The sequence below is a fragment of the Microbacterium sp. EST19A genome, assembly GCF_019969685.1.
In the GTDB taxonomy this organism is placed as follows: Bacteria; Actinomycetota; Actinomycetes; order Actinomycetales; family Microbacteriaceae; genus Microbacterium.
The window spans coordinates 319,720-338,242 of the sequence record NZ_JAHXYZ010000002.1; the positions used below are offsets into that span (position 1 = coordinate 319,720).

The following is an 18,523-nucleotide window of genomic DNA, read 5'->3' on the forward strand; positions in this document are numbered from 1 at the left end:
CCTCCCCGTTCGATTCACCGAGTTCCCTCTCGATGAGACAGCCAGTCTAGTCCTCCTGGCTTGCACAGAATCTACTCTTGCACTCTGTGGTTTCAATGTGAGCACATCAGTCATAACCGCAATGTGTGCGCCACTATTCCTCGACCATCTCGAGCAGGAACGCGAGCGCTGCAGACACCGTCTGGGCGCGGATCGCCGCGCGATCTCCGACGAGATGCAGCTCCCTCGTCTGGGCCGCCACGGGAGTGACGACGCCCACGTGGACGGTGCCGACCGGCTGTCCGTCGGGCGACTCCGGCCCTGCGATGCCGGTGGTCGCGATCCCGACGTCGGCTGCTCGTCCGGCCACGGACACGACGCCTCTGACCCCGTCGGCCATCTCGCGGGCGACAGCCGGATGCACCGGCCCGTGCTGCGCCAGGAGTTCCGCGTCCACCCCGAGCACCGTGTGCTTGACAGGTGTGGCGTACGCGACCACTCCCCCGAGAAGTACGGCGGACGCGCCCGGCACCGACACCAGCTCCGCGCACACGGCACCGCCGGTGAGGGATTCCGCGACGCCCAGCGTCCAGCCACGACGCTCGAGTGCCGACAGCACCTGGGGCGCCAGGGCTTCGCTCACGACTTCTGCCGTGCCCCTCGCGCCTGCGCCACGATGTAATCGATGCCGCTTGCGACGGTGAGCACGAGGACGATGATCATCAGCACGAAGGTGATCAGCGTCCATGGGCCGAGACCGATGACGACGTGCAGCGGCAGCAGCGCCCAGCCGAGCGCGACTCCCTGGAACGCGGTCTTGACCTTGCCCATCCAGGCGGCGGCGACCACATGCTCGCTGGCGACCATGAGCCGGTGCACGGTGATGCCCCACTCGCGGATCAGGATGATGACGACGATCCACCAGTCGACTTCGCCGAGGATCGCGAGACCGATGAAGCCGGCACCGGTGAGCAGCTTGTCGGCGATCGGGTCCCACAGCTTGCCGAAGTCGGTGACGATCTCGTACTTGCGAGCCAGGTAGCCGTCGACCCAGTCCGTGGAGATCCCGATGATGAACAGGATCCCGGCGATCCAGCGCAGCGTCGGCTCCGGGATGCCGTAGGTGCCGCCGAGCAGCAGCAGCACGAAGAAGACGACGGCGAGCGGGATGCGCGCGATCGTGATGGCGTTCGGGAGCTGACGCGGGATGGCCATCAGTCGCGACCCGTCAGGCCCCAGGCGTCTTCATCGCCCTCGGCCTCCACGACGGGCAGCCCGCTGAACTGGGCTTCGGTCGGGTCATCGTACGCCGGGCCCGCCGACGCCGTCGACGTCGGTGCGGCAGACGGCGCGGGCGCGGAAGGCGCGTCTTCTCCGCGCAGCTTGGCCATCACCTGGGGAAGCTGCTCGGCCGTCGCGAGGACGTCTCGGGCCTTGGAGCCTTCGGAGGGTCCGACGATCTCCCGCGATTCCAGCAGGTCCATCAGACGACCGGCCTTCGCGAACCCCACCCGCAGCTTGCGCTGCAGCATCGAGGTCGATCCGAACTGCGACGACACGATGAGCTCGGCGGCGGCGAGAAGCAGCTCGAGGTCGTCGCCGATGTCCTCGTCGACCTCCTTCTTCCTCGTCGGCTCGAGAGCCTCCTGCACATCGGGGCGGTAGTCGGGCCGCGCCTGACGCGTGACGTGCTTGACGACCGCGTCGATCTCCTTCTCGTCGACCCAGGCACCCTGAAGGCGGAACGGCTTCGAGGAGCCCATCGGCGAGAAGAGGGCGTCGCCCTGGCCGATGAGCTTGTCGGCGCCCGGGCTGTCGAGGATCACGCGGCTGTCGGTGACGCTGGTGACGGCGAAGGCGAGACGGGAGGGCACGTTGGCCTTGATCAGACCGGTCACGACGTCGACGCTGGGTCGCTGCGTCGCGAGGACGAGGTGGATGCCGGAGGCTCGCGCGAGCTGTGTGATGCGAACGATCGAGTCCTCGACGTCACGCGGTGCCACCATCATGAGGTCGGCGAGCTCGTCGACGACCACCAACAGGTAGGGGTACGGCTTGAGCACGCGCTCACTGCCCACCGGGAGCACGACCTCTCCGGCACGCACGGCGCGGTTGAAGTCGTCGATGTGACGGTAGCCGAACGACGCGAGGTCGTCGTACCGCATGTCCATCTCCTTCACGACCCACTGCAGCGCCTCGGCCGCCTTCTTCGGGTTCGTGATGATCGGCGTGATCAGGTGCGGGACGCCTGCGTAGCTGGTGAGCTCCACGCGCTTCGGGTCGATGAGCACCATGCGCACGTCCGCAGGCCGCGCCCGCATCAGCAGGCTCGTGATCATCGAGTTCACGAAGCTCGACTTACCGGAACCCGTCGAACCTGCCACGAGGAGGTGCGGCATCTTGGCGAGATTGGCGATCACGATGTTGCCGCCGACGTCCTTGCCGACGCCGATCGTCATCGGGTGCGTGCTCTTCTGCGCAGCCGGAGAGCGCAGCACGTCGCCGAGCGCCACCATCTCCTTGTCGGCGTTCGGGATCTCGATGCCGATGGCGCTCTTGCCCGGGATGGGCGAGAGGATGCGCACGTCGTTCGACGCGACGGCGTAGGCGAAGTTGTTGCTGAGCTGGAGGATCTTCTCGACCTTGACGCCGTGGCCGACCTCGACCTCGTACTGCGTGACCGTCGGCCCGCGCGAGAAGCCGGTGACCTTCGCATCGACCTTGAACTGCGTCAGGACGCTCGTGATCTGCTCGATCACCTTGTCGGTCGCCTCGGAGCGCATGACGGGCGCAGGCCCCTCGACCAGCAGACCGGGCGACGGGAGGATGTAGGGCGCCGCAGGCGCTTGCGGCCCGCGCTCGCCCGGCCCGTCTGTTCCGAAACCGTCGAGACCGGGAAGCTCGGGCACCTCGCCCGTATCGGATTCGTCGTCGAGCAGCGCCGTCGCCTGCTGCTCAGCGAGCGAATCGGTGACGGAGCGGACGTCGGTCAGCACCTCAGTGGCCGCGTCGTAGGGGTTCTCCACGACGACCGCCTGGTCGTAAGCCGGGGTCGGATCCGCAGTGTTCAGCAGCGCGGTGATGTCGTCGGAGCCGAGAGTGCCCTCGTCGGGGTCTTCTTCGCGACCTGTCTTGTTGCGACGCCACCAGGGCAGCACGTCGGGGTCGTCGACCTTGTCGGCGTCATCGATCGCCGCGGCATCCTTCGCGGGCTTCTCCGCGCGTTCCGCGTCGAACATCCACGCGTAGAGGTCTCCGAGACGCGCTCCGATGCGGTTCGGAGGGGTCTTGGTGAGGATCAGGACGCTGAGCGCGGCGAGCAGCCCCAGCACGATGTAGGCGGGGATGTCGGTCAGGTACGTGAGCGGCTGGCCCAGCATCCACCCGAAGAGACCGCCCGATTCGCTGAGCGCGAGCATGCCCTCCTTGGGCTGCGGCCGGGTTCCGGCGACGTGGCAGATGCCGGCGAGCGTCAGCACGAACAGTCCGAACCCGATCCCGATGCGTCCGTTGTCGTGCACCGAGGACGGATGCCGGAACAGCCATCCCGCCAGCAGGAGCAGCAGCACGGGCATCACGAAGGCGACGCGTCCGATCAGCCCGCCGACCGAGTAGGCGCTGATGTTCGCGGCGACCTCATTGCCGATGAAGAACCACTCGGTGACGGCGCCGACGACGGCGAGGAGCACGAGCAGGAACGGGAAGCCGTCCCGGCGATCGTCCTTCTCGAGGCTCTCGGGACCGAAGGCGCGGAACAGTCCGCCGACGCCGTGCGCCAGCCCGACCCAGGCACGGACTGCCACGGGCGGCTTGTCCTGCTCGTCGATGTACTTCTTGGGCGCGGGCTGGGCCTTGGGAGCCGTCTGCCGCTTGGCGCGCGACGGTGCGCTCGTCGACGCACGCTCGGTCTTCGTGGAACTCCTGGCCATGTTCTCACGTTACGACGAGCAGCCGACATCTCCCGTAATGACGCGGCTTTCCGGCGATCCGGCACGCGTTCTCAGCCCGTGCGCCGCACCATCGTGTCGCGCATCCGACCCTCCGCCGTCACGTGGAAACCCTCGGATCGATACAGGTTCCGCGCGAAGTTGTCGCGCTCCACGCTGAGGCTGATGCGCGCGTAGCCCTGCGCACTCGCCAGGTCCACGATCCCCCGCAGCAGAGAACGACCGACACCGCGGGCGCGCCAGAGCGGATGCACGCCGATGATGAGCTCCGGCACCCCGGCACCGACGAACCCGAGTCCCGGTTCGTTCTGCGGCAGCATCCGGTACCAGGCGGCGCCGACCGGCACACCGTCGTCGCCGACGGCGATCAGTCCCTCGTCGGCGGCGCGCTTCCACCCCGCCAGGTATCGCCGGTGGTCGGTCGACGTCAGCACCTCGTGGCGCGGGCGCACTCCCCCGGCGCGCCAGTTCGCGGCCTCGACGAGCATGTCGCCGAGGAAGCCCGCGTCGGGTTGCGTCGCCCGCCGGATCGAGAAGCCCGTGAACATGACGTGAGCCTAGAGGGCCGCTGTTACGGCGATGTGTCGGTCAGCCGTGAGTGCCTTCGCCCGATGCGGGCCGCGTCTCACGCCTCGATGACGAGGGGCACGATCATCGGGCGACGACGAAGCCGCTGGTTCACCCAGCGACCGATCGTCCGGCGCACGACCTGCGACAGCGCGTGGGTGTCGTGGACGCCGTTGCCGGACGCCTCTTTGAGAGCCGCGACGATCTTCGGGGTGACGTCGTCGAAGACCGAGTCGTCTTCGGCGACGCCGCGCGCGTGGATCTCCGGGCCGGAGATGATCCGGCCGGTCGCGGCATCCACGACCACGATGACGGAGATGAATCCCTCTTCGCCGAGGATGCGACGATCCTTGAGGTCGGCATCCGTGATCTCGCCGACGGTGGAGCCGTCGACGTAGACGAAGCCGAGATCCAGCTGCCCGGTGACGCGGGCGACCCCGTCCTTCAGATCGATCACGGTGCCGTTCGACGCGATGATCGTGTTCGCCTCGGGGATCCCGGTGTCCTGCGCCAGCTTCGCGTTGGCGATCAGGTGACGGTACTCGCCGTGCACCGGAAGCACGTTCTTCGGCTTCAGGATGTTGTAGCAGTAGAGCAGCTCACCGGCGGCGGCGTGCCCGGAGACGTGCACCTTCGCGTTGGCCTTGTGCACGACGTTCGCACCGAGCTTGGTGAGGCCGTCGATCACGCGGTAGACGGCGTTCTCATTGCCCGGGATCAGGCTCGAGGCGAGGATCACGGTGTCGCCCTCGCTCACCTCGATCGCGTGGTCGAGGTTCGCCATGCGGCTCAGGACGGCCATCGGCTCCCCCTGCGATCCGGTCGACATGTAGACGATCTGGTCGTCGGGAAGATCACGGGCCTTCTTGTAGTCGATCAGCACGCCGGCAGGAACCTTGAGGTACCCCAGCTGCTCGGCGATCGTCATGTTGCGGACCATGCTGCGGCCGAGGAACGCGACGCGGCGTCCGTTCGCGTAGGCCGCGTCGATCACCTGCTGCACGCGGTGCACGTGGCTCGAGAAGCTCGCCACGATGACCCGACGGGGAGCCTTGGCGATCACCTGGTCGAGAACCGGTCCGATCGAGCGCTCCGTGGGCGTGAACCCGGGGACGTCGGCGTTGGTCGAGTCGACCAGGAAGAGGTCGACACCCTCCTCGCCGAGCCGCGAGAATGCGCGCAGATCGGTGATCCGGCCGTCCAGAGGAAGCTGATCCATCTTGAAGTCGCCCGTTGCGAGGACCATGCCCGCGGGGGTGCGGATGGCCACGGCGAGAGCATCCGGGATCGAGTGGTTGACGGCGACGAACTCGAGATCGAAGGGTCCGACGCGCTCCTCCTGGCCCTCGGTCACCGTGAGCGTGAACGCCTTGATGCGGTGCTCCTTGAGCTTCGCCTCGACGAGCGCGAGCGTGAGACCGGATCCGATGAGGGGGATGTCGCTCTTCAGACGGAGCAGGTACGGAACGGCGCCGATGTGGTCTTCGTGGCCGTGCGTGAGCACGACGCCGACGATGTCGTCGAGACGGTCACGGATCGGCTCGAAATCGGGCAGGATCAGGTCGACGCCCGGCTGGTGCTCCTCAGGGAACAGCACGCCGCAGTCGACGATCAGGATCTTGCCGTCGTACTCGAACATGGTCATGTTCCGGCCGATCTCGCCGAGGCCGCCGATCGGGATGACCCGCAGCGTCCCTTCGTCGAGTGCGGACGGTTCGGACAGGGGGATGGACATGCTGTCTCCTCAGTCGGACACTCTGCGCGTCCGTTCGTTCGTGGCGACGCGACTCAGCGCGTCGTGCCGTGCACCTTCGGCAGGGCACCACCCGCAGCCGCGTTGCGGTCGGGTCGGAAGTTCGAGAAATCGGCGCCGGGCACGTTCTTCACGAGGTCGAGCTCGTCTTCGATGAGCGCGGCCTCCCATTCCTCCGGGCCGACCAGGGGAAGACGCACGCGCGGGCTCGAGATGCGACCGAGGCCATGCAGGATGTACTTCGCCGCGACGGTGCCGGGCACGTGGGTCATGACGGCGCGCACGAGGGGCTCGAGGCGCTTGTGCTCCTGCGTGGCCGTCGCCAGGTCGCCGGCGTTCACCGCGTCGATGATGGCGCGGTACGGAGCGGCGGCGACGTTCGCGGTGACGCCGATGAGGCCGGTGGCGCCGATCGCGAGATGCGGAAGCGCATTGGCGTCATCGCCGGAGAAGTACATCAGATCGGTCTGGTTGAGCACGCGGCTCACCTCGGAGAAGTCGCCCTTGGCGTCCTTCACCGCGAGGATGTTGGGGTGCTTCGCGAGCCGCAGGATCGTCTCGTACTTGATCGGCACGCCGGTGCGACCGGGGATGTCGTAGAGGATCACCGGCAGGTCGGTGGCGTCGGCCACCATGCGGAAGTGCGTGAGGATTCCGGCCTGCGTCGGCTTGTTGTAGTACGGCGTGACGATCATGATGCCGTCGGCGCCGGCCTTCTCGCTGGCCTTGTACAGCTCGATGGCGTGCGCGGTCTCGTTCGATCCGCCGCCCGTGATGACCTTGGCACGGCCCGCGGAGACCGACTTGCCGACCTCGACGAGCTTGAGCTTCTCGGGGTCCGTCAGGGTCGAGGTCTCGCCGGTCGTTCCCGTCACGACGATGCCGTCCGCGCCTGCGGTGATCACGTCATCGATGTGCTTCTCGACGGCGGGCCAGTCGACTTCGCCGTCGGCCGTCATCGGAGTGACGAGCGCGACGAGAACCTGTCCGAAAGGATTGCCCGAGTGCGTCATGCCTCCAGCGTATCGGTTCGGATGCCGCTCACCCAGACGAGGCGACCCGGATGACGTCTCCGCGGGACACATCGATCCTGTCCCGCAGCAGCACGCCGATCATGGTGCCGGCGGATGCCTCGTTCGCGCGCTTGCGGAACATCTCGATGCCGGTGATCCCGGTCTCCGCGACGGGCGCGCCTTCGCGCAGCACGACGACGGCGTCGCCGACGCGGATCGTCCCTGTCGTCACCGTGCCGGTCGCGACCTGCCCCCGCCCGGTGATCGTGAAGACGTCCTCGACGGAGACCTCGGCCGCAGCGCCGCCCGCGCTGAGGAACGAAGGAACGGAGCGTGTCGCGGCCGAACCCGATGTCAGGTCGGAGATGCGGGCCGCCTCCGCCTGGTTGTACTGGCGCAGGAGCTCGTTCGCGTCCTGCGGATCGCGCTTCTTCCGGCCGAACCACCCCATCGTGCGGTTCCGCGATCAGACGCGACCGCGCCGGGCGACACCCGACGTGAGCGAGCTGGGCAGCACACGCGTCACGGCGACGAGAGCCTTGTAGCGCAGCGACGGGATCGACACGGCCTTCCCTCGTGCCGCATCGCGGAGTCCCTCGCGCACGACGTCGCGGGCGTTCAGCCACATGAAGGCCGGAACACCCTCTTGGCCCACCGCGAGCCCCATCCGCTCATGGAACGTGGTGTGGGTGAATCCGGGGCAGACCGCCGTGACGGTGACGCCGTCTCGCGCGTACTCGGCATCCGCCCAGCGGCTGAAGCCGATCAGCCAGGACTTGCAGGCGGAGTACGTGGAGCGGGAGATGAATCCGGCCACCGAGGCGACGTTGATGATGCGTCCGCCGCGACCCCGCATCGTCTGCAGTGCCGCGTGCATCAGCCGCATCGAGGCCTCGACGTGCACGCGCAGATGGCGGACCTCGTCGTCGATGTCGTTGTCGGCGAACTGCAGCGGCAGCCCGAAGCCGGCGTTGTTCACGAGGAGATCGACCGGGTCGGCGGCATCCCGCAGCCGGTCGGCGACCTTCGCGACGCCGTCCTCTTCGGCGAGATCCGCGACGAGCACCTCGACCGCGACACCGTGCGCGCTCCGCAGGTCGGCGGCCAGCGCGTCCAGCGCATCCTCGGATCGTGCGACGAGGATCAGGTCCGCGCGGCGGCGGGCGAGTTGCCGGGCGAACTCGGCGCCGAGCCCGGCGCTGGCCCCTGTGATCAGTGCAGTGGGCATCAGCGCTCGTATCCGAGGAAGCGGTATCGCACGCCCGTGCGCGACGTCTGCCACTCCCCCTCGTCGACGAGCCGCCACCCGGCCTTGGAGGGAGCATAGGCGTCGCCGTCGACCGCGAGGTCGAGCTCGGTGACCTCGAGGCGGTCGGCATCCGCGATGACGAGACGGAAGATCTCCGCCCCGCCGATGATCCACACCTTGTCCTTGCCGCGCACGGACTCCGCGACGTTCGCCGCACGGTGCGCGCCCTCCGCCGTCCAGTCCTGCTGGCGGGTGATCACGATGTTCTCGCGGCCCTCCAACGGTCGGAACCGTTCCGGAAGAGAATCCCAGGTCTTGCGGCCCATCACGACGGGAGCACCGAGTGTGACCTGCTTGAAGTGCGCCAGGTCTTCGGGCACGTGCCAGGGCATCCCGCCCTCGGCACCGATCACTCCCCCGTGCGCCTCCGCCCAGATCAGGCCCACCCACGTCATACGGCGACCGCCGCACGGATGGGAGCGTGGTGCTGGTAGTCCTCCACCACGAAGTCCTCGTACCGGTAGTCCAGGATCGACTCCGGAGTGCGGGCGAAGCGGAGCGTCGGGTACGCGAACGGCTCGCGCGTGAGCTGCTCGTCGACCTGCTCGAGGTGGTTGTCGTAGATGTGGCAGTCGCCGCCCGTCCACACGAAGTCGCCCGGCTCGAGACCGACCTGCTGGGCGATCATCATCGTGAGCAGCGCGTACGAGGCGATGTTGAACGGAACCCCGAGGAACATATCGGCACTGCGCTGGTAGAGCTGGCAGGACAGCTTGCCGTCGGCGACGTAGAACTGGAAGAGCGCGTGGCACGGTGCGAGCGCCATGTCGGGGATGTCGGCCGGGTTCCACGCAGACACGATCAGGCGACGGGAGTCCGGGGACTGGCGGATCTGCTCGATGACCTGGGAGAGCTGGTCGATGCTCTCCCCGTCGGGTGTCGGCCACGAGCGCCACTGCACGCCGTAGACCGGACCCAGGTCGCCGGACGCGTCGGCCCACTCGTCCCAGATCGTCACGCCGTTGTCCTGGAGCCAGCGCACGTTCGATTCGCCGCGCAGGAACCAGAGGAGCTCGTAGGCGATCGACTTGAAGTGGACCCGCTTGGTGGTGATCAGCGGAAAGCCCTGGGACAGGTCGAAACGGATCTGCCTGCCGAAGACGCTGGTCGTGCCGGTGCCCGTGCGATCCGACTTGTGCGTGCCGGTCTCCCGCACGTCGCGGAGCAGGTCTTCGTACGGGGTCGGGACGCCAGCGCTCATGACAGCCACGATACCCGCCCGACCAGGAGCACGGGCGGATGCCGTCCCGCTCGCGCGCCGATCGTCACGGTCGGAAACATCGGCCCTCGCACCCCTCGGAGAGCCGTACTCTCGACCCATGTCGCCAGTCCTCGCAGGAGCCGTCGCGGCAGCACTCCTGGTGCTCGCCACGATCATCGGCGTGGTCCTGCGCCGCCGCGACGGACGTCGGCGCGACGCGGGCGCACTCCGCTTCGATCCGGCGGATGCCGCGTCGGCCGAGCTCGGATCCCGCGCCACGCTCGTGCAGTTCAGCACGGAGATGTGCGCGCGGTGCCCGCAGGTGCGACGGATGCTGAACGCCTACGCCTCGGACCACGACGGGCTGCGGCACGTCGAGGTCGACCTGACCCACCGGCCCGATCTCTCGGCCCGGTACAAGGTGCTGCAGACGCCGACCACTTTCCTGATCGACGGCTCCGGGGCCGTCCGTGCCCGATTCCATGGCGTGCCTCACCGGCACGCCCTCACCGAAGCCGTCGCCTCCGTCTGAGGCTCGAAGACCGGAGCACCCATGACCACTTCCGCAGGCATCGACCCTCGCGGTCCCCGCTTCGCCGCCACGATCACGGCGGTGCTGCTGCTCGTGGCGACGTTCCTCGCGCTCATCGGCATCTCGACGGCGCAGGCGCCCGGCTGGTTCGCCTACCAGCCCCTCGCCGACGCGACGTTCGCCCCCGGCACGTGGGCGATCACGTCCGCCTCGCTGGCGCAGCGCGCGCTCGACCCGGGCTTCCTCCTCACCGTCGTGATCGCCCTGCTGTTCCTCTGGAGCGTCGCGTCTCCGGCGACCGCCCCCTGGGGCGTGCTCTTCCGTCGGCTCGTCCGACCGCGCCTCGCGCCCCCCGCTGAGCTCGAAGACCCCCGTCCGCCGCGGTTCTCGCAGGGTGTCGGACTCTTCGTCGTCGGCATCGGCCTGGTCCTGCATCTGATCGGTGTGCCGTGGGCGCTTCCGATCGCCACGGCCGCCGCGTTCATCGCCGCGTTCCTGAACGCCGCCTTCGCCTTCTGCCTCGGCTGCCAGCTGTACCTGCTGCTGCAGCGCGTCGGCATCATCGGTCGAGCGGCGTCCACCGCCTGACCGCTGTTCCGTCGGGTCGGCCCGGTCGATAGGCTGGCGGCGACGCACCCCGCACACCGAGCGGGATGCGAGAACCGGAGGAATCATGCCCGTCACCAGCGAAGCCGCCAGCACGTGGACCGGATCCCTCATGGAGGGCTCGGGCACGGTCGCCTTCTCGTCGTCGAACCTCGGCACCTTCCCGATCAACTGGAAGGCCCGCAGCGAAGGCAGCGACACGACCACCACCCCGGAGGAGCTGATCGCCGCCGCGCACTCCGCGTGCTTCAGCATGGCTCTCTCGCACGCCCTCGCCGAGAACGGCACCCCGCCGGAGAAGGTCAACACCAGCGCCTCGGTGACGTTCAAGCCGGGCGTGGGCATCACCGGGAGCCACCTCAACGTGAACGCCGTCGTCCCCGGTCTGTCGCCGGAGAAGTTCCAGGAGATCGCCGCCGAGGCGAAGACCGGTTGCCCGGTCTCTCAGGCGCTGGCCGGCATCGAGATCACCCTCGAGGCCACGCTCGCCTGATCAGGCTCGCGAGCGGTCGGCGCGAGCGAGGCGGATCGCCTCGCGGATGCTGGCCCTCGCGTCCTTGCGGCGGCCGGCAGCATCCTGCACGACGCCGAGCCGGTATCGGGCACGCCAGTCCGTCGCCGCAGCATCCGATTCCGCGATGTACCGCGCGATCAGCGGGTCGGCGTCGGCGCGGGCGATCCGCCCGCTGGGCGTCAGCTCCGTCTCGACCGGCGGCATGCCGCCTTCGGAGTCGAGCTGTCGCCCGAGCCGGTCGGCGGCGAACCCGAACTGCATCTCCCTGATGAGCGCCCAGGCGCCGATCGGGGTGAGCACGAGGAGCGTGATCCCCATCCCGATCGAGATGGGAGTGCCGACCGAGATGAACATCACCGCGAGCCAGATCGCGACGGCCAGGTAGACGAGCAGCGCCGCGGCCATCAGCCCGACGCCGATCCGCGACATCATGCGCGGATGCCGATGTCGATCATGTTCTCGAGACCCACGAACACGCCGGTGGCGTTGCGGGCGAACGGCACCGAGAGGCGGATGCCGGGCGCGTAGGCGAGCGCCGAATCGACCGTGTCGTGCGTGAAGGTGAGGGACTCGCCCGGACCTGCGAGGATGACCTCCTGCTTGGCGACGACGCCGGGGCGACGCAGCGAGTGGATCGGCACGCTGCCGACCTGCTGACCACGGGCACGCTGATCCGCGTGCGGGGCGCTCACCGGGCCCTGCTCGGCGCGTGCGGCGGCGATGAGCTCGGCCGTGCGCACGGCGGTACCGCTGGGCGAATCGATCTTGGTCTCCCGGTGCGCCTCGATGATCTCGGCCGAACCGAAGAACGGCGCCGCAGCCGCGGACAGAGCGGAGCCGAGAACGGATCCGAGTGAGAAGTTCGGGATGAAGACCGCGCCCGTGCCGGCTGCGTCGACGAGCGGGCGTACGAGGGCGATGCGCTCAGCCGACCAGCCCGACGTCGCGACCAGGATGTTGATGCCCCGCTCGACGGCCGCACGGACCACGTCGATGCTGATCTGCGGTGTCGACGCGTCGACGACCAGATCAGCGCCGTCGAGTTCGGAAAGGTCGCTCGACGACGTCAGCACGCGGCTCACCTCGAAGCCCTCGAGCTCGTCGATCACCGCGTGGATGATCGTTCCGAGCTTCCCGGTTCCGCCGACGAGTGCTACCTGCGAGGTCATGCATCCAGTCTATGGAGCGGGCGACCGCTTCCGGTCCGGGGCGCGCGGGGCTCAGACCGGCATCGGGTCGGGGATGCCGGTGCGCAGCTCGAAGGGCAGATGACCCGTGTCGTTGTGATTGAGCAGCGTCCAGGGACGCCCCTGCTTCTGCGCGATGATCGTCAGCCCGCAGTGCGCCTGGTTGAGTGTCATCCAGCGCCACTCCGGCGCACCGAGCACCTCACGGACGAACCACGCGATGACGAAGTTGTGCGTGATGAGGACCTCGTGGACCTCGCCGTTCTTGCGCATGAGGAACTCGTTGACCGCGTCGTCCATCTGCGCACGACCGGCGTCGATCTCGGCGTCCGAGATCGACCCGAAGAAGGGCTCGTACGCGGCGGGCGTCTCGTCGGTCATACCCGTCGGGACGCAGTCGAACAGCAGAGCCGTCGGCTCGGGGGTCACCGACGGCAGACGCCCGGCGATGGCGCGGGCCGTCTCGTCGGCCCGCAGCAGCGGAGAGTGCCAGACCGCGTCGAGCGGGAGACCCGAGAGCCGGTCGGCGATCAACTCGGCCTGGCGCTGACCGCGCGGCGACAGGGGTCCGTCGGCGAGACCGTGCTCGGCATCCTGATGTTCACCGTGTCTGACCAGATATATGTAGTGCGTCACAACTCGCTCGCTTCATCGCCAGCATCCGCCGGGCCTCTCATCCACCCTATGTCACAGGGCGGACGCTGCTCAGTTGCCGGCACGCGTGAGCTCGGCGACCTGCGTACGCGACAGTGTGACACCGGCACCCTGCATCAGCTCGTCGACGTGATCGGTCGCGAACGTGTTCACGATCGGCGCCGCGATGGTGCGCTGCGCCAGGAGCCAGGCGATCGAGATCGCGGCAACGGGTACCGCGAGTTCGGCGGCGACCTGGTCGAGAGCGCGGAGGATCTTGATCCCGCGTCGGTTGAGGTGACCGCGCAGCTGCTCGCCGCGGACGCCCTGCGACGTCAGCGCCTTGCTGCGGTGACGACCCGACAGGAAGCCGTGCTCGAGCGCGTGCGAGGGCGTCACGGCGAGGTTCTGAGCCCCGGCGACGAGACGCAGGTCGCCCTCGAACGGCTGCCGGCGCAGCAGGTTGTACGGCGCGTCGATCACCTCGATGCGGGGGTAGCCGGCCGAGGCCAGGATGCGCGCCTCGACCAGACGTTCCGGCGCGAACCCGAACGCCCCGACGGCACCGATCTTGCCGGCGTCCTTGAGCCACTCGACCGTCGCGAGCGTGTCTTCGACGTTCGTGGTCTTGTCGAGCGTCGCATCGAGGTACAGCACGTCGATGCGCTCGACGCCGAGACGCGTCAGCGATCCCTCGACGGCGCGGACGAGGTTCACGGAGCCGAGCCCGGGATTGTCGGCGTGGGCGCCGATGCGCACGCTCAGGATCGCCCGCTCGCGCTGCCCGCGCGACCGGAGCCACTGTCCGATGATGTGCTCGCTGCGCCCGCCCGAGAATCCGTCGGCGGTGTGGATCGCATTGCCGCCGAACTCCACGTAGCGATCGAGGATGCCGTGGCTCGTCTCGAGGTCGACGTTCCAGCCGAACTCGGCAGCACCCAGCATCAGCGGGAAGGTCTCGAAACCCGTCTCTCCGAGCGGCTGCCGGACGTTCTCGCCGACTCCTGGTCCGACGATCGGGATCGGGGCGGAGGGATGCTCGATGGAGGCGGGCTCTGCAGCCCCCTGGGCTCGCTCGTCTGACGCTCCCGCGCCTACGCTGAACAACCGCATACTCTCACCCCCGCGTCGATCGGTGCGTGCCGACCTGCGTCACTGCTCGTGTGCACCCCCCGGTGCGTACTTCGAGGGTAAGCGACATCGGCGAACGTCCCGACCAATCAGGGGAACGGCGCGAAAACTTCCGATAACGGTTTGATCACGTCTCCGACGACAGAACCCGGGCCCGTCCTGTGCGGACGGACCCGGGTTCCGGTTCGAGCGTGGTGCTTACTCGGCTGCAGCCTCGACGGGCGCGGCCTCCGCGGCCGGCGCCTCGTCGATGACGGGCTCCAGCGACAGCTTGCCGCGGTCGTCGATCTTCGTGATCTTCACGAGGATCTTCTGGCCGACCGAGAGGACGTCGTCGACGTTCTCGACGCGCTTGCCACCGGCGAGCTTGCGCACCTCGGTGACGTGCAGCAGGCCGTCCTTGCCGGGAAGCAGCGAGACGAAGGCGCCGAACGTGGCGATCTTCACGACGGTTCCGAGGAACTGCTCGCCGATCTCCGGGTTGGTCGGGTTCGCGATCGCGTTCACCTGCGCACGAGCGGCCTCGGCCGAGGGGCCGTCCGTCGCGCCGATGTAGACGGTGCCGTCCTCCTCGATGGAGATCTGCGCGCCGGTCTCATCCTGGATCGCGTTGATCGTCTTGCCCTTCGGGCCGATCAGCTCGCCGATCTTGTCGACCGGGATCTGCACGCTGATGACGCGCGGCGCGGTCGGCGCCATCTCGTCGGGAGCGTCGATCGCGGCGTTCAGGACGTTGAGGATCGTCAGACGCGCATCGCGCGCCTGCGTCAGCGCACCGGCGAGAACCTGCGTCGGGATGCCGTCGAGCTTCGTGTCGAGCTGGATCGCCGTGACGAACTCGCTGGTACCGGCGACCTTGAAGTCCATGTCGCCGAGAGCGTCTTCCGCACCCAGGATGTCGGTCAGAGCCGCGTAGCGGGTCTCACCGTTGACCTCGTCGGAGACGAGACCCATCGCGATACCGGCGACGGGAGCGCGCAGCGGCACACCCGCGTTCAGCAGCGACAGGGTCGACGCGCAGACGGAGCCCATCGACGTGGAGCCGTTGGAGCTCAGCGCCTCGGACACCTGACGGATCGCGTACGGGAACTCCTCGCGGCTCGGCAGCACCGGCACGAGCGCGCGCTCGGCGAGGAAGCCGTGCCCGATCTCGCGACGCTTCGGCGAACCGACACGGCCGGTCTCACCGGTCGAGTACGGCGGGAAGTTGTAGTGGTGCATGTACCGCTTGCTCGTGACCGGCGACAGCGAATCGATCTGCTGCTCCATCTTGAGCATGTTCAGCGTGGTGACGCCCAGGATCTGGGTCTCGCCGCGCTGGAAGATCGCGGAGCCGTGCACGCGCGGGATGACCTGCACCTCGGCGTCGAGCGGACGGATGTCCGCAAGGCCACGACCGTCGATGCGAGCGCCCTCGGTGAGGATGCGACCGCGGACGATCTTCTTCGTGACCGACTTGTACGCGGCGGAGAACTCGAGCGGGGCCGCAGCAGGCAGCGAGCCCGATTCGGTGGCCTCGATGAGCTCGGCCTTGACGCGATCCTTGACCGCGTCGTCCGCCGTCTGACGCTCGACCTTGTCGGCGATCTGGTAGACGCCGACGAGCTCGTCGTAGGAACGGCCGGCGACGAAGTCGTAGACCTCCTGGCTGTACGCCGGGAAGACCGGGTAGACGCCCGGCTCCTTCGACGCGGTCGCGGCGAGCTCGGCCTGAGCCTTCACCAGCTGCGCGATGAACGGCTTCGAGGCCTCGAGGCCCTGGGCCACGACATCCTCGTTCGGCTTCGTCGCGCCGGCCTTGATCAGGTTCCAGCTGCCCTCGGTGGCTTCAGCCTCGACCATCATGATCGCGACGTCTTCGGTGCCATCGGCCTTGGTGACGACGCGGCCGGCGACGATCAGGTCGAAGACGGCTTCCTTCACCTGGTCGGCGGTCGGGAACGCGACCCACTGGTCGGCGTTCTCGCCGTGGCCCGGCACGAACGCCAGGCGGACACCGGCGACGGGGCCGGAGAACGGGAGACCCGAGATCTGGGTCGAAGCCGACGCGGCGTTGATCGCGAGGGCGTCGTAGAACTCGCCCGGAGCGATCGACATCACGGTGATGACGACCTGGACCTCGTTGCGGAGGCCGTCGACGAACGACGGACGCAGCGGACGGTCGATCAGACGGCAGACGAGGATCGCCTCGGTGGAGGGACGACCCTCACGACGGAAGAACGAGCCGGGGATCTTGCCGGCGGCGTAGGAGCGCTCCTCGACGTCGACCGTCAGCGGGAAGAAGTCGAAGCCCTCGCGCGGGTGCTTGCCTGCGCTGGTGGCCGAGAGGAGCATGGTCTCGCCGTCGAGGTACGCGGCGACTGCGCCCTGAGCCTGCTGCGCGAGGCGGCCGGTCTCGAAGCGGATGGTGCGGGTGCCGAAGCGGCCGTTGTCGAGAACGGCCTCGGTGGCGGTGATTTCAGGACCTTCCAAGAGGTCTCTCCTTCTTTGTTTAGACTCGCGAATCCGTATGACGCGCGAGCGCATTCAAGAGGAGCGGAAACAGCAGGGTTCGGGCGCGCGGGCACTCCCGCGAACATCGCCTGCGCTGGCCACCAGTAGAAAGCCACCCGACATCTCCTGCCGAGGAACCCACCACAGGGGACCAGCTTCTCCGCCGCTCGCTCCATGAGTCGATATGAAATTGTGCAGTCGACACACGTCAACCTCACCCAGCCTACCAGCGGGATCCCCGGAATCCCGCGAGCGGACCTGTGCGGCGGATCGGACACGTCCCGGCCACGGGGCGTTCACCGTCCGGATGCCGGGACGAGATCGGCATCCGCTGTGCTGACGTCATGCGCATGTCAGTGATCGGCTGCGGGTACCTCGGTGCCGTGCACGCCGCGGCCATGGCCTCGATCGGACACGACGTCGTCGGCATCGACGTCGACGAAGGCAAGGTCGCGGCACTCGCCTCCGGGACGGCGCCCTTCTTCGAGCCGCAGCTCACCGAGCTGCTCGCGGACGGCCTCGCCTCCGGCCGCCTGCGCTTCCGCAGCAGCATGGCCGATGCTGCGGGGGCGGACGTGCACTTCCTGGCCGTCGGCACGCCGCAACTGGCCGGCGGCCACGCCGCCGACCTCCGGTACGTCGACGCCGCGGTGGATGCCCTGCTCCCCCACCTCCGTCCGGGCGACGTGCTGGCAGGGAAGTCGACGGTCCCGGTCGGCACCGCCGCACGGCTGGCCGAAAGGATCGCGGGCAGCGGCGCGACCCTCGTCTGGAATCCCGAGTTCCTCCGGGAGGGGTGGGCCGTCCACGACACCCTCACACCGGACCGGCTCGTCGTCGGCGCGGAACCCGGTGCCGACGGCGAGCGCGCGGTCGATGTGCTCCGTGAGGCGTACGGCTCCGCCCTCGATGCGGGGACGCCGTTCCTCGTGACCGACCTCGCGACGGCCGAGCTGGTCAAGGGCGCGGCGAACGCCTTCCTCGCCACCAAGATCTCGTTCATCAACGCGATGGCCGAGATCGCCGAGGCGGCCGGCGCGGACGTCACGCTCCTCGCGGACGCGCTCGGGCACGACGGCCGCATCGGACGCCGCTACCTCGGCTCCGGCATCGGCTTCGGCGGCGGGTGCCTTCCGAAGGACATCCGCGCCTTCGCCGCACGCGCCGAAGAGCTCGGGCGCGGGGAGGCTGTCGGATTCCTGCGCGAGGTCGACGCCATCAACCTGCGCCGGCGCGACCGAGCCGTGCAGCTCGTCGTCGACGCGCTCGGCGGTCTCGTCTTCGGCCGACGCATCGCCGTGCTGGGGGCGGCGTTCAAGCCCTTCAGCGACGACATCCGCGACTCGCCCGCCCTCGATGTCGCCGTGCGGCTGCGCGGGCTCGGCGCCGACGTCGTGGTGACCGACCCGGCGGCGATCGACAACGCGCAGGCCGCGCACCCGCAGCTCGGCTATGCCCGCGAACGCGACGATGCGCTGCGGGAGGCGGACGCGGTCGTGATCGTCACCGAGTGGGACGAGTACCGCCGTGACCTGTCACCCGCACACGCCGGAGGTCTGGTGCGGGGCCGCATCGTCGTCGACGGCCGGAACTGCCTCGATGCCGCCGCGTGGCGGGCCGCCGGTTGGCAGTACCACGGCATGGGACGGCGCTGAGGC

At 68.7% G+C, this 18,523-nt stretch carries 19 protein-coding genes; 4 read left to right on the forward strand and 15 right to left on the reverse strand.

Going from position 1 to position 18,523, the window contains the following annotated elements:
* Nucleotides 1-133: 133 nt before the first annotated feature.
* The 10 genes from LC452_RS11595 to LC452_RS11640 all read right to left on the reverse strand — a co-directional run bounded on the left by LC452_RS11595 (nt 134) and on the right by LC452_RS11640 (nt 9,769).
* On the reverse strand, nt 134-622 hold the full coding sequence (locus LC452_RS11595; RefSeq protein WP_223625346.1) for a CinA family protein: 489 nt from the start codon (nt 620-622) through the stop codon (nt 134-136).
* Entirely contained in the window at nt 619-1,194 is a 576-nt protein-coding gene (gene pgsA, locus LC452_RS11600; protein WP_223625348.1) for a CDP-diacylglycerol--glycerol-3-phosphate 3-phosphatidyltransferase, read from the reverse strand. Before pgsA ends, LC452_RS11595 begins: the two co-directional genes overlap by 4 nt.
* On the reverse strand, nt 1,194-3,908 hold the full coding sequence (locus tag LC452_RS11605; RefSeq protein ID WP_223625352.1) for a DNA translocase FtsK: 2,715 nt from the start codon (nt 3,906-3,908) through the stop codon (nt 1,194-1,196). Before LC452_RS11605 ends, pgsA begins: the two co-directional genes overlap by 1 nt.
* Before the next feature lie 71 nt (nt 3,909-3,979).
* Entirely contained in the window at nt 3,980-4,474 is a 495-nt protein-coding gene (locus LC452_RS11610) for a GNAT family N-acetyltransferase (RefSeq protein ID WP_223625355.1), read from the reverse strand.
* 77 nt (nt 4,475-4,551) lie between these two features.
* Nucleotides 4,552-6,228: a ribonuclease J gene (locus tag LC452_RS11615; RefSeq protein ID WP_223625356.1), complete on the reverse strand. Its 1,677-nt coding sequence runs from the start codon at nt 6,226-6,228 to the stop codon at nt 4,552-4,554.
* 53 nt (nt 6,229-6,281) lie between these two features.
* Nucleotides 6,282-7,259, reverse strand: a complete 978-nt coding sequence (gene dapA / locus LC452_RS11620) for a 4-hydroxy-tetrahydrodipicolinate synthase (protein ID WP_136056683.1) — start codon at nt 7,257-7,259, stop codon at nt 6,282-6,284.
* A gap of 28 nt (nt 7,260-7,287) precedes the next feature.
* Nucleotides 7,288-7,710: an EF-Tu/IF-2/RF-3 family GTPase gene (locus LC452_RS11625; protein ID WP_223625359.1), complete on the reverse strand. Its 423-nt coding sequence runs from the start codon at nt 7,708-7,710 to the stop codon at nt 7,288-7,290.
* Nucleotides 7,711-7,725: 15 nt separating this feature from the next.
* Nucleotides 7,726-8,487: an SDR family oxidoreductase gene (locus LC452_RS11630; RefSeq protein WP_223625361.1), complete on the reverse strand. Its 762-nt coding sequence runs from the start codon at nt 8,485-8,487 to the stop codon at nt 7,726-7,728.
* A complete protein-coding gene (locus LC452_RS11635) occupies nt 8,487-8,963 on the reverse strand; it encodes a dihydrofolate reductase (protein ID WP_223625364.1) in 477 nt (158 codons plus the stop codon). Before LC452_RS11635 ends, LC452_RS11630 begins: the two co-directional genes overlap by 1 nt.
* The gene (locus tag LC452_RS11640) at nt 8,960-9,769 is read right to left on the reverse strand and encodes a thymidylate synthase (protein ID WP_223625367.1); all 810 of its coding nucleotides are present in this window, start codon (nt 9,767-9,769) and stop codon (nt 8,960-8,962) included. The genes LC452_RS11635 and LC452_RS11640 overlap by 4 nt, the downstream gene beginning before the upstream one ends.
* Nucleotides 9,770-9,887: 118 nt before the next feature.
* Between LC452_RS11640 and LC452_RS11645 the strand changes: the two genes are divergently transcribed.
* The 3 genes from LC452_RS11645 to LC452_RS11655 all read left to right on the forward strand — a co-directional run bounded on the left by LC452_RS11645 (nt 9,888) and on the right by LC452_RS11655 (nt 11,400).
* Complete coding sequence (locus tag LC452_RS11645) at nt 9,888-10,301, forward strand: thioredoxin family protein (protein ID WP_223625370.1); 414 nt, start codon at nt 9,888-9,890, stop codon at nt 10,299-10,301.
* A gap of 21 nt (nt 10,302-10,322) precedes the next feature.
* The gene (locus LC452_RS11650; RefSeq protein ID WP_223625373.1) at nt 10,323-10,889 is read left to right on the forward strand and encodes a DUF4395 domain-containing protein; all 567 of its coding nucleotides are present in this window, start codon (nt 10,323-10,325) and stop codon (nt 10,887-10,889) included.
* 85 nt (nt 10,890-10,974) lie between these two features.
* Complete coding sequence (locus tag LC452_RS11655) at nt 10,975-11,400, forward strand: OsmC family peroxiredoxin (RefSeq protein WP_223625377.1); 426 nt, start codon at nt 10,975-10,977, stop codon at nt 11,398-11,400.
* Here the strand turns inward: LC452_RS11655 and LC452_RS11660 are convergent, their stop codons facing one another.
* From LC452_RS11660 to LC452_RS11680, 5 genes are all read right to left on the reverse strand, one after another.
* Nucleotides 11,401-11,853, reverse strand: a complete 453-nt coding sequence (locus LC452_RS11660) for a hypothetical protein (RefSeq protein ID WP_223625379.1) — start codon at nt 11,851-11,853, stop codon at nt 11,401-11,403.
* Nucleotides 11,850-12,590: a 4-hydroxy-tetrahydrodipicolinate reductase gene (dapB, locus tag LC452_RS11665; RefSeq protein WP_223625382.1), complete on the reverse strand. Its 741-nt coding sequence runs from the start codon at nt 12,588-12,590 to the stop codon at nt 11,850-11,852. The genes LC452_RS11660 and dapB overlap by 4 nt, the downstream gene beginning before the upstream one ends.
* 51 nt (nt 12,591-12,641) lie before the next feature.
* Entirely contained in the window at nt 12,642-13,244 is a 603-nt protein-coding gene (locus tag LC452_RS11670; RefSeq protein ID WP_223625386.1) for a histidine phosphatase family protein, read from the reverse strand.
* 69 nt (nt 13,245-13,313) lie between these two features.
* Complete coding sequence (locus tag LC452_RS11675) at nt 13,314-14,354, reverse strand: aldo/keto reductase (RefSeq protein WP_223625389.1); 1,041 nt, start codon at nt 14,352-14,354, stop codon at nt 13,314-13,316.
* Between the two features lie 216 nt (nt 14,355-14,570).
* On the reverse strand, nt 14,571-16,844 hold the full coding sequence (locus LC452_RS11680) for a polyribonucleotide nucleotidyltransferase (RefSeq protein WP_223625391.1): 2,274 nt from the start codon (nt 16,842-16,844) through the stop codon (nt 14,571-14,573).
* A gap of 365 nt (nt 16,845-17,209) precedes the next feature.
* Between LC452_RS11680 and LC452_RS11685 the strand changes: the two genes are divergently transcribed.
* The gene (locus LC452_RS11685; RefSeq protein ID WP_223625394.1) at nt 17,210-18,520 is read left to right on the forward strand and encodes a UDP-glucose/GDP-mannose dehydrogenase family protein; all 1,311 of its coding nucleotides are present in this window, start codon (nt 17,210-17,212) and stop codon (nt 18,518-18,520) included.
* The last annotated feature ends 3 nt before the right edge of the window (nt 18,521-18,523 follow it).

What these genes read in the sequence shown, in the direction of transcription:
- pgsA (WP_223625348.1), bottom strand. Translation starts at nt 1,194, where the DNA reads ATGGCCATCCCGCGTCAGCTCCCGAACGCCATCACGATCGCGCGCATC.
- LC452_RS11605 (WP_223625352.1), bottom strand. Translation starts at nt 3,908, where the DNA reads ATGGCCAGGAGTTCCACGAAGACCGAGCGTGCGTCGACGAGCGCACCG.
- LC452_RS11610 (WP_223625355.1), bottom strand. Translation starts at nt 4,474, where the DNA reads ATGTTCACGGGCTTCTCGATCCGGCGGGCGACGCAACCCGACGCGGGC.
- LC452_RS11615 (WP_223625356.1), bottom strand. Translation starts at nt 6,228, where the DNA reads ATGTCCATCCCCCTGTCCGAACCGTCCGCACTCGACGAAGGGACGCTG.
- dapA (WP_136056683.1), bottom strand. Translation starts at nt 7,259, where the DNA reads ATGACGCACTCGGGCAATCCTTTCGGACAGGTTCTCGTCGCGCTCGTC.
- LC452_RS11625 (WP_223625359.1), bottom strand. Translation starts at nt 7,710, where the DNA reads ATGGGGTGGTTCGGCCGGAAGAAGCGCGATCCGCAGGACGCGAACGAG.
- LC452_RS11630 (WP_223625361.1), bottom strand. Translation starts at nt 8,487, where the DNA reads ATGCCCACTGCACTGATCACAGGGGCCAGCGCCGGGCTCGGCGCCGAG.
- LC452_RS11635 (WP_223625364.1), bottom strand. Translation starts at nt 8,963, where the DNA reads ATGACGTGGGTGGGCCTGATCTGGGCGGAGGCGCACGGGGGAGTGATC.
- LC452_RS11640 (WP_223625367.1), bottom strand. Translation starts at nt 9,769, where the DNA reads ATGAGCGCTGGCGTCCCGACCCCGTACGAAGACCTGCTCCGCGACGTG.
- LC452_RS11645 (WP_223625370.1), top strand. Translation starts at nt 9,888, where the DNA reads ATGTCGCCAGTCCTCGCAGGAGCCGTCGCGGCAGCACTCCTGGTGCTC.
- LC452_RS11650 (WP_223625373.1), top strand. Translation starts at nt 10,323, where the DNA reads ATGACCACTTCCGCAGGCATCGACCCTCGCGGTCCCCGCTTCGCCGCC.
- LC452_RS11655 (WP_223625377.1), top strand. Translation starts at nt 10,975, where the DNA reads ATGCCCGTCACCAGCGAAGCCGCCAGCACGTGGACCGGATCCCTCATG.
- LC452_RS11660 (WP_223625379.1), bottom strand. Translation starts at nt 11,853, where the DNA reads ATGATGTCGCGGATCGGCGTCGGGCTGATGGCCGCGGCGCTGCTCGTC.
- dapB (WP_223625382.1), bottom strand. Translation starts at nt 12,590, where the DNA reads ATGACCTCGCAGGTAGCACTCGTCGGCGGAACCGGGAAGCTCGGAACG.
- LC452_RS11675 (WP_223625389.1), bottom strand. Translation starts at nt 14,354, where the DNA reads ATGCGGTTGTTCAGCGTAGGCGCGGGAGCGTCAGACGAGCGAGCCCAG.
- LC452_RS11685 (WP_223625394.1), top strand. Translation starts at nt 17,210, where the DNA reads ATGCGCATGTCAGTGATCGGCTGCGGGTACCTCGGTGCCGTGCACGCC.